This window comes from Rickettsia endosymbiont of Urophora cardui, assembly GCF_964030725.1.
GTDB lineage: Bacteria > Pseudomonadota > Alphaproteobacteria > Rickettsiales > Rickettsiaceae > Rickettsia.
Genome location: NZ_CAXIPY010000006.1, coordinates 616661 through 632500, shown reverse-complemented (window position 1 = coordinate 632500; position 15840 = coordinate 616661). Strand labels below are relative to the sequence as shown.

The window sequence follows — 15840 nt, the reverse complement described above, 5'->3', positions numbered from 1 at the left end:
ATTAATTTTTATTGAAAATCTTAGCAATTTGTTGTCAAAACTCTATCCCATTACAAATGATCAGGATTTGAAGTGTTTTTGGCGGATAGACTATCTAAAGATTTAGAGTATACTCTGTGCACCATTGAGTTAATCTCTCAGGGTTTAATTCCCCGAAGCTCTGCTTCGTGATATCATAAGAAACAACTAAAACTTTTTTAGATACCTCGTAGCTCTGCTGCGAGGAGCATCATTCTTCTCTATCAATGGTTTTTGCCATGGAGAATAAGGATTGCAAAAATATACTTTTCGTTCAGATTTTGGCAATAGTTGTTCATGATTGGTAAATTCTTTGCCATTATCTAACGTTATGCTTTTGATTATATGCGACAATTGTTTAAGTTTTTTATCATGTTACCAATCACATCTTGTGTTCTTTTTGAACGGTTTAAAGTGAGAAACACTTTTTGTGTTCTGATATCCACAAGAGCGCCTATATTACGACTTTGATTACCTTTGTTAAAAGTTAAATCACCTTCTAAATGACCTATTGCTGCTATCTTTCTATTTATCTCTGGTCTTTCAGTAATGGAAACTCGATTTGGTATTGTAATTCTTTTGTTTCTGATTCTTGTACCATGATGCAACCTATTTTTCCTTTTTCTTGCTAAAGATAAATATAATTTTTGCCTTTGTGCTATAGGAGATGTATAAATAAACTGGTATATACTCTCTGTAGAAATATTGACAGTATCTCGTGATAGTTTACGTCTACCTGAAATTATATCTGGTGAAATACCCTGTGTTAACTGCTTTATTATTTCTGCTCGTAAATTATTATCAATATCTAATTTTCTTTTTCTCTTACCTTGCCTTAAACTGCAAGCAAGTGTGTTAGCCCTATCTGGTCTATAATTATGCCTCATTCTCTTGAGTTCATAACATATAGTGCTTTTATCACGGCCAATCTTTGTCCCTATATATCGCGAGCTATAACCACTCTTATTCATTTCGTATATTTTAAATCTTTCATCTATCGTTAAATGAGCCATGATATATCTATATTTAAATGATGCTCCTCGCAGCAGAGCTACGAGGTATCTAAAAAAGTTTTAGTTGTTTCTTATGATATCACGAAGCAGAGCTTCGGGGAAGTAAACCCTGAGAGATTAAAAATTGATTATATCTGGCTTAATTAATTATAGAACTTTCCTATACTGATTTATTAATAATAAGTTTATCTTGTCTTACTTTCACTACTAAACAGTCAAAATATACTATAGGGTATACTGATTCAAGAGGTCTACTCTGCCAAATCTTGACCTCATCTATTACTTCATCTGTAATCCTGCTGATTAGGCTCTCACTGATCTCAGCTCCATATAATTCTTGCAATTGTGTTTTAATATCAGACACACTCATACCCTTCGCATATAAGGATATTATCTTTTGGTCTAAGCCATCTATTCTTGTTTGTTTCTTTGAGACTATTATAGGTTCAAATTTACCTTGTCTGTCTCTTGGAACATTTATCTCTATAGTACCATTCTCACTAATCAGATTCTTACTAAAACTACCATTCCTCGCATTCTCAGTTTCAGCTCTATCATACTTGCTATAACCTAAATGTTCTGACATCTCAGCATGCAGTGCTCGCTCTAAAATACCCTTGGTTAATCTCTCAGGGTTTAATTCCCCGAAGCTCTGCTTCGTGATATCATAAGAAACAACTAAAACTTTTTTAGATACCTCGTAGCTCTGCTGCGAGGAGCATCATTTCCATTCTGACTTAGTACTGTTTTTAAATCTACTCCGCCTTCTATCAGCAAATCTATTGCTTCATTTATTTTTTTATTCTTCTCTATTTGCATTTCTGTTACCTATATTTTTAATTACTTCTAATATAGGCTCAACAAAAATTTACACAATCATTGCAAAAGACTCGACATTTTTTGTAAACATTTGTTACCATAGTAAAGCTCTATTTCTTCAGAATAAATATAAGCTTTTAAAGTATAACCTATTAAGCGACTAGGCACAGAATAAGCTACAGATAAAATACTAACTGTACTGCTTGGATTAACACGTACTGATAATATTGTAGGTGCATTCCATTTCCTGATTGGTAACTCTTTTAAATGAACTAATTCTTCAGCTAATTTTTCTTTTCTACAGCTATTTCGCTTTTCTTTAATTTGTGTAAGGAATAATTCATAAGCTTTTAAATCAACAAAATTACGTGATCCACGTAATAGCAGATGTTGATTCACTGCTTGCTTAAATGTATCATGACTTTTTTCAACAGAACCATTTTCATGACTGACGCCTGGATTATTTCGCGATGGTACAACATTGTAATAACCAAGCAATTCTTGCCATCTTTCTGTAAATTGTCTACTATTACCACATTGCTTGGTAGCTGCACTTAAATTATCTGTACGATGCTCTGGTAAAACTCCACCTAACTCCCATACAGCTTTTTCAAACCCTGATGCTAATGTATCAAAACTTTCACTATGGCATATGCTAAAAGTTTCCCAACATGAATAAGGCAACATAAAATGAAATAGTAAGTGAGGATATGGTTGCCCACCAATACAAATACCCAATTGATTCATATTGGTCCAATCAGACTGACTCTGTTTGCCAGGAAGAATATTTTGTAAAAAGATTACTGTCTTATCCTTACCATGTGCAGCTCTCCATTGTTTCAACCTTTTCTGCAAACAGCGTAATTGCTTCCCATTATAATTCCCATGATACTTTTCTGTCAAATATGCTAATATGGTAGTTGCTTGCAACTCCGGTGCTGATTCTAGCATTGATTCTATTTCATCCCAGTGCTTCACAAATGGATCCTTACGTGTCCTAATATTTACGTATTGTGCGTAATTCGCTTGGATACTTATTAATACGTAAATACTTACGTGCCGTTTTTACACTCATACCTGCTTTTGCAGCAGAAATTATCTGATTATATTTTTTGATCTTTTGCATTAAAATACCTACTTGGTTATTTGTACATGTCATCAGTAATTCTCGAATAATATTTAAATATTTAAAAATAAATTTTTATTCGATTTTACTGTCCATAGTTACTTCTTTTTTATAGGTAATTTTAATGTTCGTTGAGGGTAATTCTAATATTCGTTAGTCAAAAGGGGTTTTAGTGTGTATGATTATACAAGAAATGTTGCAAGAAATAAAAAATTTTTCCCTATAATCAAGATGTGGTTTTAGAATTAGTAGTACTATCACTAGTAACTAATGATAGCGTTAAAGCAAGATCTGTTGTTGAATTAACAACTAATAAATATTTTCAGCGTAGTTGGTCAAGTGTATACAGAGCTATAGAGAATTTTTACTGTGCTCGTGATGAATCATTAAATATAAGAGATAAGCAACGTTTTAAGACTCGAGAAGATATAGAAAAATACTTAATAAGTAAACTGATTAATTAGTCTATCCGCCAAAAACACTTCAAATCCTGATCATTTGTAATGGGATAGAGTTTTGACAACAAATTGCTAAGATTTTCAATAAAAATTAATAAGTTATGTTAATTTTTACTGATACATTTCTGTGTTGGTCTAATTTTGATATGGAGCTATTGTTAACGATTTTTTATCGTTCATCTAGTTTTTGCATGATGATATTTTTGATTTATGTGGAGTTAGACACGATTTGTAAATGATTTGCAATGCATCGTAAATTCAAACCAATAGCAGAGATTATTGGATTGATAATATCTCCTATCATACCTTTCAAGAAGTTTCTACCCATCCGACCATATTGCTTTAAGTGACCTATTATTGGTTCTATGGCACTGCGTCTCTTGATCATAGACTTGTCCTCTTGTAACAACTTCTTCCGCGTTTTTGGGGTATATACCTTACTCTTCTCCTTTACATTGCTACCACTATACCCAAGATCAACAAATGATTTCTTTATCTTGATTCCAGTGACACTCTCTACTGCTTCAAAGCTCTGATGCAATGTATGACCATCATAAGGATTATTATGAAACGATTTTGCGGATAAAACAAAATTTCTACGACCACTTACTACTACCGCTACTTTATTGCCAAACTCATATGGCTTGTTGCGTTTTCCCTTTCCTATACACTCTACTTCAGGGGCATGAAAACTATATAATACTTTGTTATCTTCTTTATATTGCTTTTTAGCTTCTCTTTTTAAAACAGATTGGTTATGTATTTGTTTTATTTTTTGCAATACTTCTTGATTTTTGAGAGACAAGTTTAATTGCTTATTTTTGATCTCACGCTCACATACTCTAATCAAACGACCCAGTAATATTTTTAAATGCTTCATTATTTTCCAACGCTTCTTGGCTTTACTATGTTCTTTATATTTCCATAGCTTTACTATATCGCGTTTATAGGTTCTAGCGTATGTTTCATTCAAATGTATACCCAAACTGTTGCAAAGCTTTACTATGCTAAGCCTAGCTTTATCCATTAAATAAACATCGTGTGGGTGTTTGATATTCTTAATTTGTACAGTCGTATCAGCGATGATTAATTCCAAATCTTTTTTTTTAATTGTGTTAGTTTTTATCCCAACCCTGATCAACTCCGATAATATCTCATTATATCCAGCTTCACCTAATACACTACGAAACCGTCGTATACTAGTTTCCGAGATAGCTATGTCTTTTTCTATATATTCCCACCCGCAGAAATACTGCCAATACATATTCTCTTTTAGCTCTTCCTCTGATAATGAATCTGAAAAATTATACATTGCTTGTAGCATCGTTATGCCAAGCATCACTCTATGACATTTTCTATTTCTACCAAATTTCTTAATACAAACATTTTTTGATAACCACTCTTCGAGCCTAGACCAATTTATTAATTCTCTTAATTTATATAGCTTATTATTTGGGTTTAATTCTTCTTTTAATTTATAACCAAACAGTTTCCCTTGTTCTTGCGATTTGATAATGTTGTCTATTGGCATTGACTGAAATCCATAAGGTTTATGACCATATTTTATCATTTTCTTACGGATTGTTGTATTACTTCTTGTCTTAAAACCATATTATCTATAAGGCTTGTAGAGTTTTGGCGGACGGACTAATTAGAGTAAAAACTTACTACAAATAGATACTACAGTGAGTAGCAAGAAAGATTCCAAGAAAGCAATTGATCGTACATATATTAGACAGAATGCTAATAACCGACCAGTTGCGGGTTATGAATATAGTGTAGTTTGCATCGGTGCTCAGCCTAAATGGGCTGTACCAATATCTATAAATAGAGTAAAATCAGATGAGAATAAGTATAGCAAAGGTAGCAACTGAAGTTTTGACAAAAATTCTAATTTTTCTGACTAAAGTAAAAATTTATATTTAAAGTTAAATATTTAGTGCTTTTATCAGTTTAAAAGCGATATTTCTACAATTTAAAGTAAATTATTGGATATATAATACAAATTATAGATTGATACACTCGCCACTTTTTTTAATAAAAATTTTTTGTCAAAACTTCAGTTGTAAGCAATTTTGACTTAATGTTTTAGCAATTCTTAAGGTAGGTTCTACCATGTGACAAAAAACAATTTTTCCGTTAGGTAATTTGCACCTTGTATTAAAGTTTATTTTTTTCATATTAACTAAACTTAATTGAAAATATCCAATAAATTTCAACTGTGTAATAAAATATTTAAACTTCTTTTGAAAGGATTACAAAATACTATTTTTCAAAGAGAAGAAATATACTTATCCAAATTGCTCGTCATTTCTATGTAATTAACTTGACCATTTGCAAGTAGCGGTATCTCAGGTAAAGTAATAACTATTTTCGGTGCATAGAGTAAAGAAACTTGTGCTTTGTGTACGTTATTTGTAAAATTTTCTCTATTTATGATAGTACTGGTAGTAAATAAAATAATCTTTTCCCCTTGTGTAGAAATTGCAGCATGCAAGGAGCTAGGATCAATCTCACTTGCAAGCTCCTCGACTTTTGTAAGCGAAATCATCTCGCCAGCTATTTTAGCAAATCTTTTTAAACGTCCTAAAATGGTTATATAACCTTCTCCATCGATGTTAACTATATCACCTGTATCGTGCCATTCTTTATAAATATAGTTACCATTTTCGTCTAAATAACCAAGCATGACATTAGGACCGCGAATTAGTAAACGTCCACCTTCGTCTATCCCCTCAACCTTTTCAAGTTTGTATTCAATCTTTGACAACAACCTCCCAACAGTACCAGCTTTACTATGCATAGGAGTATTGCAAGCAATGATAGGGGAACTTTCCGTTATACCATATCCTTCAAAAATACGTATGCCATATTTATTAAGCCAGAATTGTCTGGTAGTTTCTTTTAGTTTTTCACTACCTGCAAATATATAACGTAATGAATAAAAGTCATATGGATGAGCATAATTGGCATAGCCATTTAAAAATGTATCAGTTGAAATTAATATGGTTGCTCCGACATCATATATCATTTCTGGTATACTGCGGTAATTTAAAGGTGAGGGGTATAAAAATAGCTTAATGCCGTTTAGGGTTGTAATAATTGCTCCGCCAAGCCCAAAGCAGTGGAATAATGGCAGTGAGTTAAATACTATATCATCAGGGCTAAAAGGTATTTTAGCAGTTGCTTGATATCTATTAGCTTGTAAGTTTCCGTGAGATAACATTACAGCTTTAGGCTCCCCTTCGGTGCCTGAAGTAAAAATTATTACTGCTGGCTTTTCATCATCACGATTACGACAAAAATACTTATAATAAGTTTTAGAAAAACGGATGCCCATTGAGGCTTTTAATTTTAGAGCTAGATTGATTTGGTTTTTAAAATCTTCTAAATATATTACTTTAATACCAAAATCTAATAAATTAGTTATTAATTCGTGTAACTCTGCTTTTTCTATAAATTGCTTTGAAGTATAAATTACTTTTAGTTGTGCAGTTTTACATGAGTTAATAATAGTATTTATTCCGCTACCCCAATTAATTATAGCTGGAACAAATCCGCTAAATTGCATGGCATAAAAGGTAATTAGTGTATTTGTCGTGTTAGGTAGCATTAAACCTAGATGCTTGCCAAAAATATTATTTCTTTTGATTAAATCACCAAGAATAAAAGATTTGAGTATTAAATCCCGATAAGTAGCTTTGTTATTTTCAAAATCATTAACAATTTTTTTCTTAAATCCATGAATTTTAGCAGCTTCTATCAGTGATGCAAATAAAGTATTCTTATAGTCTGAACTCTCAAACATCATATCAGCCATAATATCATATAGAGTTCTTGCTATATATTGGCGTCTTTCTTGACCGGATGCAGCACCAATATCAGCAAATTTTACCGGTGGTAGAACAGTAACAGTAATTTTAGGAAATATTTTTCTCTTTAATATATTTTGTAGTTTTGAGAAATGAGTAAATTGTGTGCCATCTATTCTAACTGGTAAAATAGTTGCGTTTGCTTTATCGGCAATCATTCCAGGACCTTCATAAATCTTCATTAAAGAGCCGGTAACACTTATTCTACCCTCCGGAAAAATAGCTATTTTTCGGTCATTTTGTACTTCTTTTACTAAGGTCTTAATTGCCATTGGGTTGTTTGGACCAACAGGCAAAGTATTAGCCATACGCAAGAATGGTCTAATCCACCATATTTTGCGTATATCAGGGCTTATTGCAAAGGTCATTTCTTCCTTTAGGTAAGTAGCAATTAGCGGTGGATCGAGATATGAAATATGGTTGGCAATTACTACTACTTTGTTGCCTGCTTTCTGTAAATTCTCAAGTCCTTTAACTTCAACCTTATACATTAAATCAAACCAAAATTGGAATATTCTACGCAAGACAGGATAAGGAATAATTTTAACTTCAGGAATTAGGCGATAAATATAGATGGTAACGATGATATTAGATAGGCTGATAAATAATATTATCCAAGGTATCGTAAAATTTAAATAAAATAATAATGATAGGATAATAGTTGATCCCACCATAAAGATAGAATTAATTAGGTTATTTACGGCAATAATACGGCTGCGGTGAGCGGGATTTACGTAATGCTGTAATATAGCAAAAAGAGGCACGATATATAAGCCGCCAATTGCTGCTAAAAAAAATAGATCGATAACTATTCGCCAATTATGCCTTTTGGATAAAAATACGAAAATACTTTTTAGTTGAGCTGGTTCATAAGCAACCGCACTAATTCTACTAGCAAAAAATAAATCGATGCCAAAAATACTAATGCCAAGTGCTGAAATAAAGAGGTATTTAACAGTGATTTCATCTTCAAATATTTTGCTACATAAAAATGAGCCGACACCAACGCCAAGCGAGAAAACTGCTAAAAATAAATTAGCAACATTCTCATCAGCTTTAAACGTTATTTTAGCAAGTAAAGGTATCTGAGAAATTATAGCAGCTCCAATAAACCAAAACCATGAAATACCTAGTATTGCTAAGTATATTTGCTTTTTGGTTTGAGCATATCTGATCATATTTAGGCTTTCGCTTATGATGTTAAAATTTATCTTAATATCACGATTTGCGTTATTTGATTTTGGTGTAGTAAGGCTTGAAATAAAGCCAATAGCTGCAATTGTAACTAAGGAATAAATTATGAAATTATTACTGATTGTGTAATAACTGCCGATTATAGTACCAATGAAAATAGCGATGAAAGTTCCAGCCTCAACAAAGCCGTTAGCTCCAAGCAATTCCTCTTTACTCAAATGATCAGGAAGAACGCTATATTTAATTGGACCAAAGAAAGTGGAATGAATACACATTAGGCAAATAGAGCAGAGCAGCACTATAATATTATTATGATGAAAGCCGTAAATAGCAAAAGCGATTATAGCAATCTCGCAAGCTTTTATGATTTTAATTAGGGTAGAGCGTTCATATTTATCAGCGATTTGCCCGGCTATACTTGCAAATATTATAAAAGGTAAGACAAAAATAGCATTGGTAACTAAAACGAGTAAGTTATTATATTTGCTTAGAGAACCAACAACTCCATAAGTAATTAAAATTACAAGAGCATTTTGCAAGATGTTATCGTTAAGACAACCACATAATTGTACTATAAAATTCGGTAAGAATCGCCTATCCTTAAAGAGATATAATTTATTTGAATCCATAGTATATAGTAGTTTATTAGTTTTGCTTCTAATTCCTGCGTAAGGTTGGCGAGGTTTTATAGTTAGGAAAATGCGTCCGATGTGTCATCCCGTGGCTTGGGAACTAGCTCCAGCATAAAGCGAGTTTTTTATATCTGTATTTTTATTGCTGGATCCCGTGAATAAATCACGGGATGACAGGGGATACATGATTTTAATCATTACCCTAGGTTTGAATTATTGTCAAATATATTATGCAATTTATATTAACATGTCAAATTGTATTGGCTTTTTCGTGATTTTGGTTTATTTGTTATATTAGGTTTTTGTAATAACATTTTTTCTTTTTCTGATAAATTTGGCATTTTAGACAATTTATTTAAAATTTCATCTACATCGCCTTTAATTACTGGTGATATTTGTGGCTTTCTATTTATATTAGATTTATTTTTACTGAAGTTTTGACAAAAATTCTAATTTTTCTGACTAAAGTAAAAAATTATATTTAAAGTTAAATATTTAGTGCTTTTATCAGCTTAAAGGCGATATTTCTACAATTTAAAGTAAATTATTGGATATATAATACAAATTATAGATTGATACACTCGCCACTTTTTTTAATAAAAATTTTTTGTCAAAACTTCAGATTTTTAGTAAGTCCTATTTTTTCTGGTACTTTGTTGGTTATTGTCAATAAATTTTCTTCATTAAAATTTTTGAATTTATTAAGAATGATGCTCCTCGCAGCAGAGCTACGAGGTATCTAAAAAAGTTTTAGTTGTTTCTTATGATATCACGAAGCAGAGCTTCGGGGAATTAAACCCTGAGAGATTAAAAATTGATTATATCTGGCTTAATTAATTATAGAACTTTCCGGTGATTTAACTTTTAACAAAGGTAATCAAAGTCGTAATATAGGCGCTCTTGTGGATATCAGAACACAAAAAGTGTTTCTCACTTTAAACCGTTCAAAAAGAACACAAGATGTGATTGGTAACATGAATAAAAAACTTAAACAATTGTCGCATATAATCAAAAGCATAACGTTAGATAATGGCAAAGAATTTACCAATCATGAACAACTATTGCCAAAATCTGAACGAAAAGTATATTTTTGCAATCCTTATTCTCCATGGCAAAAACCATTGATAGAGAAGATTAACTCAATGGTGCACAGAGTATACTCTAAATCTTTAGATATAAAAAAATTAACAATAAAGCAATTACAAGAAATTGAGGATTTTTTAAATAATTTACCAAGAAAAGTGCTCGGTTATAAAACACCCAATGAGGTATGGGAAGAAAATATAAATCTGGCTTAATTAATACTGGAATTTACCCTATTTTTTCTGTAGTTATACCTAAATTATTACCGTAAAGATAGTGGACTAATGGTATGGACCTCCTGATATAGAGAATGAAAAGCAGTTGCTAATCTTCTAGGGTTAATATTTAACATATTAAAACAACAATTAAGGAGGTCCATATGGAGGTTACTACAATTGGTATAGATATTGCAAAAAGAATTTTTCAAATTCATGGTGTAGATAAAAATGGCAAGACAGTATTAAAGAAAAAATTGATGAGAGATCAGGTTTTGACATTTATGGCTAATTTACCACAATGTTTAGTAGGGATGGAAGCTTGTGGTGGTTCTAGTTATTGGGCAAGAGAAATAACTAAATTAGGGCATGAAGTAAAACTAATGGCACCGCAATTTGTCAAACCATATGTTAAAACTAATAAAAATGATCAAGCAGATGCTGAAGCGATATGTGAAGCCGTGACAAGACCTAATATGAGATTTGTTGCAATTAAAACTATAGAGCAACAAGAAATTTTATCAATACATAGGGTAAGAGAGAGATTGGTAAAAAATCGTACAGCACTTGCTAATGAAATTAGGGGGCTACTACATGAGTTTGGTTTTATTGTTCCTCAAGGCATTAATAAGGTTATCACAAAATTAATTGAGATTTTAGATGCAGGGAAACTAAACAACCCTCAGCTATAAGCTGAGGGGTTATAAAGTGGAATCGATTAGAAATCGATCATCATTCACAGGTTCACCTTCCTGTTCATCAATATAGTGCTGTATCATTTCATCAGTTATATTACCTGAACTGACTGCCATATAGCCCCTAGCCCACAAATGATTGCCCCAAAATTGTTTTCGTAAATGAGTAAATTCTTGCAATAAAATTCTTGAGCTAATGCCTTTTAAATACTGTACTAACTTGCTAAGAGATATTTGCGGCTTATATGAGATAAACATATGTACGTGATCACAGGATATTTTCCCTGAAATTATATGTACTTCATGTTCCATGCAAATCTGCCTCAGTAAATCTCTAGTCCTTTCCGATACTTTGCCTATCAATATTCTCTTCCTATATTTTGGTATCCATATAAGATGCACTTTTAAATCATACTGACTATGACTATTCTTTCTATAACTTCTCATATTTCTTGATATAAATTCATTGCTAAAGCAATTTCATTATATCTTCCCTTCGCCTAAAGGCGAGGGATTTTTGATCCCCGAAGGGGGACATTAAGCCAGTTAAGTTATCAAACATTTAGTGAACTAAAAGAAGAATTCTTAGATAATAACAGAAAAATAAAAGAGATAGAAAAACGATTAACAATGATAGCAAGTAACCTAACTCAATATCAACGATTAAGAGCTATACCTGGTCTTGGTTTAATTACTGCTACTGCTTTAATAGCATCAATAGGTAATGCTACAAGTTTTGAGAATGGCAGGCAATTATCGGCATGGCTAGGATTAGTGCCAAGACAACATTCAAGTGGTGGGAAGGATAAGCTGCTGGGAATTAGCAAGCGAGGTGATGTATACTTACGCACTTTATTAATTCAAGGGGCTAGAGCTGTACTAAATGCCAAGATAAGATTTACATCGGAAGAACAGAAATCTAAAAAAGATTTTAGCCAATTTACGAAATGGATGTTTAACAGGAGTTTCGCACTTAGCAAATAATATGCTAATCTAGAGAAAAATAGTTTTAGATAAAAATGACAAGATCAAAATGTAGCAAAGATTTATATAAATCATTCTTACAAGCAAGTAGTGTAAGATATACTAGCAAAGCATTATCTGAAGTAAGTCCATTAGATCTATCGCACGATAGTGCAAGTCGATGGTTAAAGAGTAAGGATTTTCGCCCTAGCGAAATCTATAGCAAAGTGTCAAAATATATTGATCTGGAAGATCCTTGTTTATTAGTGGGAGATGACACCTTATTGTCAAAGCAATACAGTAAGAGGATCGAGCTTGTAAATTATCAATATTCTGGGGCTGTACATGATGTTATACCTGGTATAGGAATGGTAAACTTACTGCATTACAATACTCAAATTGATCAATCTACTCCTGTAGATTATAGAATATATGATAAAGAAACTGATGGTAAAACAAAGAACGAGCATTTTTGTGATATGCTTACTTTAGCTAAAGAAAGAGGTATCAAGCCTGATGCTATAGTTATGGATGCTTGGTATAGTGGTTTGGATAATTTAAAACATATACGTAATTTAGGTTGGATATGGGTTACCAACCTAAGAAAAAATAGAAAAGTTAATCGTAATGTTAGCTTGGAAACTTTAGAGATTCCCGATGAAGGGCTAAAAATTCACCTACGTGGATACGGTTGGGTTACGGTATTTAAGTTTGTGGCAAAAAATGGTCGCATTGATTACATAACAACTAATTTAGAGAATCCTACACGTGAGCAAATAGAGAAAATTGTTAAGGCGCGTTGGTCTATAGAAGTTTATCATCGAGAATTGAAACAAACTTGTGGTATTGAATGCTGTCAGGCACGCACGGGTCGAGCTCAAAGAAATCATATTTGCCTTGCTGTATTGGCCTGGCTTGATATGAACAAAAGGAGGATAAATGAAAACATTACTTTATATCAACAAACTTGGGAAGTTATAAAAACATCAATTCAGAACAACATTAAATGGCTTCTAACTAATACACAATTTTGCTAAGTGCGAAACTCCTGTTTAATTTATCTGAGCGAAGTAGCCATAATAAAACGACAGTTGCCATAGCTAATAAGTTGGCAAGAGTGGTGTTTGCTGTACTAAGATCAGGAGATGATTATGTAGAGAGTAAAGTTTGTAGCTAAAGAGTGTGTAGCATAGCACTTATAAGTAAAATAAATGGTGATTTATATAATGAATAGGTAAAAGCAAAACAATATGTAAGAGATTCCAACCCGAAATATGCTTGAGATAATTAATATTGATGGTAAATAAGACAAACCTTAGCTTACAAAAAAACTGCGTTTTTCAGTGGCTCTTTTAGAAGCCGATGGACTGATAAGTATATAGTTTGTAAGCCAGCGAATTCCATCAGGGCTGTAGAATAAATTAGGTTGATTTATCAGCTATAAGCCGGATACATGACTGCATTTGTTTGTTTTTATTATTGATGTTATTTTTTTCTTGCATTCTACAGGAGGTCCATACATGAAAAATCAAGACAAAAAAATGAGTAGTATGTTTTCCTAATTTTTCGATTATCAGGCAGCAATTTGCTGATAATTTTGCATATAATTCAGATATACATTCATAGGCTTTTTATAACCAATACTTGAATGAAATCTGTGATTGATGAACGAACATTAGAATTACCCATGACGAATATTAAAATTACCCATTTTTGAGTAAAAAATATTGTCTAAAGTGTTACATTATTATCCTCCGATTTTATAGTTAATTTTTTGCCTTTAGCTGTAGCGATTCTATAACTTTCAGTATTGAGTTCAAGAATTGAAGAATGGTGAACCAATCTGTCAATAACTGCTGACGTAGTCATTTCATCTTTAAAAATATAGCTAACACGGAAATGTTTCTACCATAGATTAGGAAAAACTTAGGCATTGATCAATAATTTTATGTAAACAGTTTTTAAAGTTAGTCCAGCAATGTTTAATAGGATTTAGATCTGGTGAATATGTGAGTAAATACAAAAACTATGGTAAAAACCTTTTCGCGTTAGCTATAGTATTCCATTTTGCAAAAACTAAATTGCTAGTAATTAATACACTACGCATTTCATAACGTTCAGCTAATAAGGTAAATAAAACATCAGTTTCTTCACGATTATATGGTACATATGATATATCATCAATTATCAATATTTCAAAATAATCGAATTTTTTAATAATTTGCTTAAGTTTTAAACTAAGCTTTGCTTCTAGTAATTGTTGAACCAAATTAGCTGCTGTTGTATATAATAACGTCTACCAGCAAGACACCACTCACGTGCTAAACCTATACTAAGATGACTTTTGCCAGTGCCAGGATTACCAAAAATAAGTATATTTTCATAGCGATCCATAAATTCTCCTTGTGCAAGATATTGGATCTTAGTTGGCGATAATCCTGGGATACGCTTAATATCAAAGTTGCTTAATAACTTATCTCGAGAGAGTTTTGCTTGCTTCAGCAATCTGGCAATACGTTGTTGTTGTCTATGTTCTAACTCACGTATGGCTAACTCCTGTAGATAATCTATATATGTTTTCTTTTCTTGCTCAAAGCTTTCTGCAACTGATTTATAGCACGATGCAAAAGTAGGTAAGCAAAGGTTCTTGAGTAAATTATTTAGCGGTTGCGGAGTTATTATCTGTTTACTCATGCAACCTCCATTGTTTTAAAGCAATGTAATTGATCATATTCAGACAGTATTGGTTGATTAATTTTTACTGAACAAACAGTTTGAGTCTGGCTATTTAGTAAATCTGTAATATGATCAATTATTGGCTCAATCTTCTTTTCTAATAGCACTTCTAATGCAGTAACTACATTCAATTCTCCATACATTTTTGCTAATTGTAATATTTTAAGATATATTTTATGCCCTTTATATGGATATATAGAGATAAGCTGGTCATATACCTGACGAAATATAGCACGTGGGAATAAAGCTTCATAATATTGATATTGAACAAATGCTCCAGGTTTACGTACTAAACTATCAATAATATGTCTATAATCAATAACATAGCCATTGCTGATTCTAGACATTTTTTGTAAACATTTGTTACCATAGTAAAGCTCTATTTCTTCAGAATAAATATAAGCTTTTAAAGTATAACCTATTAAGCGACTAGGCACAGAATAAGCTACAGATAAAATACTAACTGTACTGCTTGGATTAACACGTACTGATAATATTGTAGGTGCATTCCATTTCCTGATTGGTAACTCTTTTAAATGAACTAATTCTTCAGCTAATTTTTCTTTTCTACAGCTATTTCGCTTTTCTTTAATTTGTGTAAGGAATAATTCATAAGCTTTTAAATCAACAAAATTACGTGATCCACGTAATAGCAGATGTTGATTCACTGCTTGCTTAAATGTATCATGACTTTTTTCAACAGAACCATTTTCATGACTGACGCCTGGATTATTTCGCGATGGTGCAACATTGTAATAACCAAGCAATTCTTGCCATCTTTCTGTAAATTGTCTACTATTACCACATTGCTTGGTAGCTGCACTTAAATTATCTGTACGATGCTCTGGTAAAACTCCACCTAACTCCCATACAGCTTTTTCAAACCCTGATGCTAATGTATCAAAACTTTCACTATGGCATATGCTAAAAGTTTCCCAACATGAATAAGGCAACATAAAATGAAATAGTAAGTGAGGATATGGTTGCCCACCAATACAAATACCCAATTGATTCAT

11 protein-coding genes and 6 pseudogenes are annotated in these 15840 nt (G+C 32.1%); 6 read left to right on the top strand and 11 right to left on the bottom strand.

Going from position 1 to position 15840, the window contains the following annotated elements:
* Window positions 1–234: 234 nt before the first annotated feature.
* The 5 genes and pseudogenes from AAHI98_RS11335 to AAHI98_RS11315 all read right to left on the bottom strand — a co-directional run.
* Window positions 235–1031 (bottom strand): annotated as a pseudogene (locus tag AAHI98_RS11335) (IS30 family transposase); the annotation flags it as partial.
* Window positions 1032–1194: 163 nt separating this feature from the next.
* Window positions 1195–1662: pseudogene (locus tag AAHI98_RS11330) on the bottom strand (IS256 family transposase); the annotation flags it as partial.
* 47 nt (window positions 1663–1709) lie between these two features.
* Window positions 1710–1850 carry a hypothetical protein gene (locus AAHI98_RS11325; protein WP_342225907.1) on the bottom strand — a complete coding sequence of 47 codons (141 nt, stop codon included), beginning with the start codon at window positions 1848–1850 and terminating at the stop codon, window positions 1710–1712.
* Between the two features lie 57 nt (window positions 1851–1907).
* Window positions 1908–2801, bottom strand: a complete 894-nt coding sequence (locus AAHI98_RS11320) for a Mu transposase domain-containing protein (protein WP_342225906.1) — start codon at window positions 2799–2801, stop codon at window positions 1908–1910.
* A gap of 46 nt (window positions 2802–2847) precedes the next feature.
* Window positions 2848–3009, bottom strand: a complete 162-nt coding sequence (locus AAHI98_RS11315) for a hypothetical protein (RefSeq protein WP_342225905.1) — start codon at window positions 3007–3009, stop codon at window positions 2848–2850.
* A gap of 200 nt (window positions 3010–3209) precedes the next feature.
* Here AAHI98_RS11315 and AAHI98_RS11310 point away from each other — a divergent pair, with 200 nt between their 5' ends.
* A complete protein-coding gene (locus AAHI98_RS11310; protein ID WP_342225904.1) occupies window positions 3210–3440 on the top strand; it encodes a hypothetical protein in 231 nt (76 codons plus the stop codon).
* A gap of 202 nt (window positions 3441–3642) precedes the next feature.
* Here AAHI98_RS11310 and AAHI98_RS11305 read toward each other — a convergent pair whose 3' ends face one another.
* Together AAHI98_RS11305 and AAHI98_RS11300 are read right to left on the bottom strand one after the other, a co-directional pair.
* A complete protein-coding gene (locus tag AAHI98_RS11305; RefSeq protein ID WP_342224717.1) occupies window positions 3643–5004 on the bottom strand; it encodes an IS5 family transposase in 1362 nt (453 codons plus the stop codon).
* 702 nt (window positions 5005–5706) lie between these two features.
* A complete protein-coding gene (locus AAHI98_RS11300; RefSeq protein WP_342225903.1) occupies window positions 5707–9129 on the bottom strand; it encodes an acyl-[ACP]--phospholipid O-acyltransferase in 3423 nt (1140 codons plus the stop codon).
* 848 nt (window positions 9130–9977) lie between these two features.
* On the opposite strand from AAHI98_RS11300, the pseudogene AAHI98_RS11295 reads away from it, so the two are divergent.
* Together AAHI98_RS11295 and AAHI98_RS11290 are read left to right on the top strand one after the other, a co-directional pair.
* Window positions 9978–10430, top strand: a pseudogene (locus AAHI98_RS11295) (IS30 family transposase); the annotation flags it as partial.
* A gap of 164 nt (window positions 10431–10594) precedes the next feature.
* Window positions 10595–11095 (top strand): annotated as a pseudogene (locus AAHI98_RS11290) (IS110 family RNA-guided transposase); the annotation flags it as partial.
* A gap of 36 nt (window positions 11096–11131) precedes the next feature.
* Here the strand turns inward: AAHI98_RS11290 and tnpA are convergent.
* Window positions 11132–11572 (bottom strand): IS200/IS605 family transposase, encoded by a 441-nt coding sequence (gene tnpA, locus AAHI98_RS11285; protein ID WP_095568239.1) that lies wholly within the window; start codon window positions 11570–11572, stop codon window positions 11132–11134.
* Between the two features lie 216 nt (window positions 11573–11788).
* On the opposite strand from tnpA, the pseudogene AAHI98_RS11280 reads away from it, so the two are divergent.
* From AAHI98_RS11280 to AAHI98_RS11270, 3 genes and pseudogenes are all read left to right on the top strand, one after another.
* Window positions 11789–12007: pseudogene (locus tag AAHI98_RS11280) on the top strand (transposase); the annotation flags it as partial.
* Window positions 12008–12144: 137 nt separating this feature from the next.
* Window positions 12145–13125, top strand: coding sequence for an IS701 family transposase (locus AAHI98_RS11275; protein ID WP_342224656.1), 981 nt, complete (start codon window positions 12145–12147; stop codon window positions 13123–13125).
* Window positions 13119–13265 carry a hypothetical protein gene (locus AAHI98_RS11270; RefSeq protein WP_342225902.1) on the top strand — a complete coding sequence of 49 codons (147 nt, stop codon included), beginning with the start codon at window positions 13119–13121 and terminating at the stop codon, window positions 13263–13265. Before AAHI98_RS11275 ends, AAHI98_RS11270 begins: the two co-directional genes overlap by 7 nt.
* A gap of 554 nt (window positions 13266–13819) precedes the next feature.
* Here the strand turns inward: AAHI98_RS11270 and AAHI98_RS11265 are convergent.
* From AAHI98_RS11265 to AAHI98_RS11255, 3 genes and pseudogenes are all read right to left on the bottom strand, one after another.
* Window positions 13820–13972 carry an ATP-binding protein gene (locus AAHI98_RS11265; protein WP_342226197.1) on the bottom strand — a complete coding sequence of 51 codons (153 nt, stop codon included), beginning with the start codon at window positions 13970–13972 and terminating at the stop codon, window positions 13820–13822.
* A gap of 142 nt (window positions 13973–14114) precedes the next feature.
* A pseudogene (locus AAHI98_RS11260) lies at window positions 14115–14782 on the bottom strand (ATP-binding protein).
* A complete protein-coding gene (locus AAHI98_RS11255) occupies window positions 14779–15840 on the bottom strand; it encodes a Mu transposase domain-containing protein (RefSeq protein ID WP_342225901.1) in 1062 nt (353 codons plus the stop codon). The pseudogene AAHI98_RS11260 and the gene AAHI98_RS11255 overlap by 4 nt, the downstream one beginning before the upstream one ends.

Excerpts from the sequence above, each read along its gene's own strand:
- AAHI98_RS11255 (WP_342225901.1), bottom strand. The coding sequence starts at position 15,840 with ATGAATCAATTGGGTATTTGTATTGGTGGGCAACCATATCCTCACTTA.
- AAHI98_RS11300 (WP_342225903.1), bottom strand. The coding sequence starts at position 9,129 with ATGGATTCAAATAAATTATATCTCTTTAAGGATAGGCGATTCTTACCG.
- AAHI98_RS11320 (WP_342225906.1), bottom strand. The coding sequence starts at position 2,801 with ATGCTAGAATCAGCACCGGAGTTGCAAGCAACTACCATATTAGCATAT.
- tnpA (WP_095568239.1), bottom strand. The coding sequence starts at position 11,572 with ATGAGAAGTTATAGAAAGAATAGTCATAGTCAGTATGATTTAAAAGTG.
- AAHI98_RS11275 (WP_342224656.1), top strand. The coding sequence starts at position 12,145 with ATGACAAGATCAAAATGTAGCAAAGATTTATATAAATCATTCTTACAA.
- AAHI98_RS11315 (WP_342225905.1), bottom strand. The coding sequence starts at position 3,009 with ATGACATGTACAAATAACCAAGTAGGTATTTTAATGCAAAAGATCAAA.
- AAHI98_RS11325 (WP_342225907.1), bottom strand. The coding sequence starts at position 1,850 with ATGCAAATAGAGAAGAATAAAAAAATAAATGAAGCAATAGATTTGCTG.
- AAHI98_RS11305 (WP_342224717.1), bottom strand. The coding sequence starts at position 5,004 with ATGATAAAATATGGTCATAAACCTTATGGATTTCAGTCAATGCCAATA.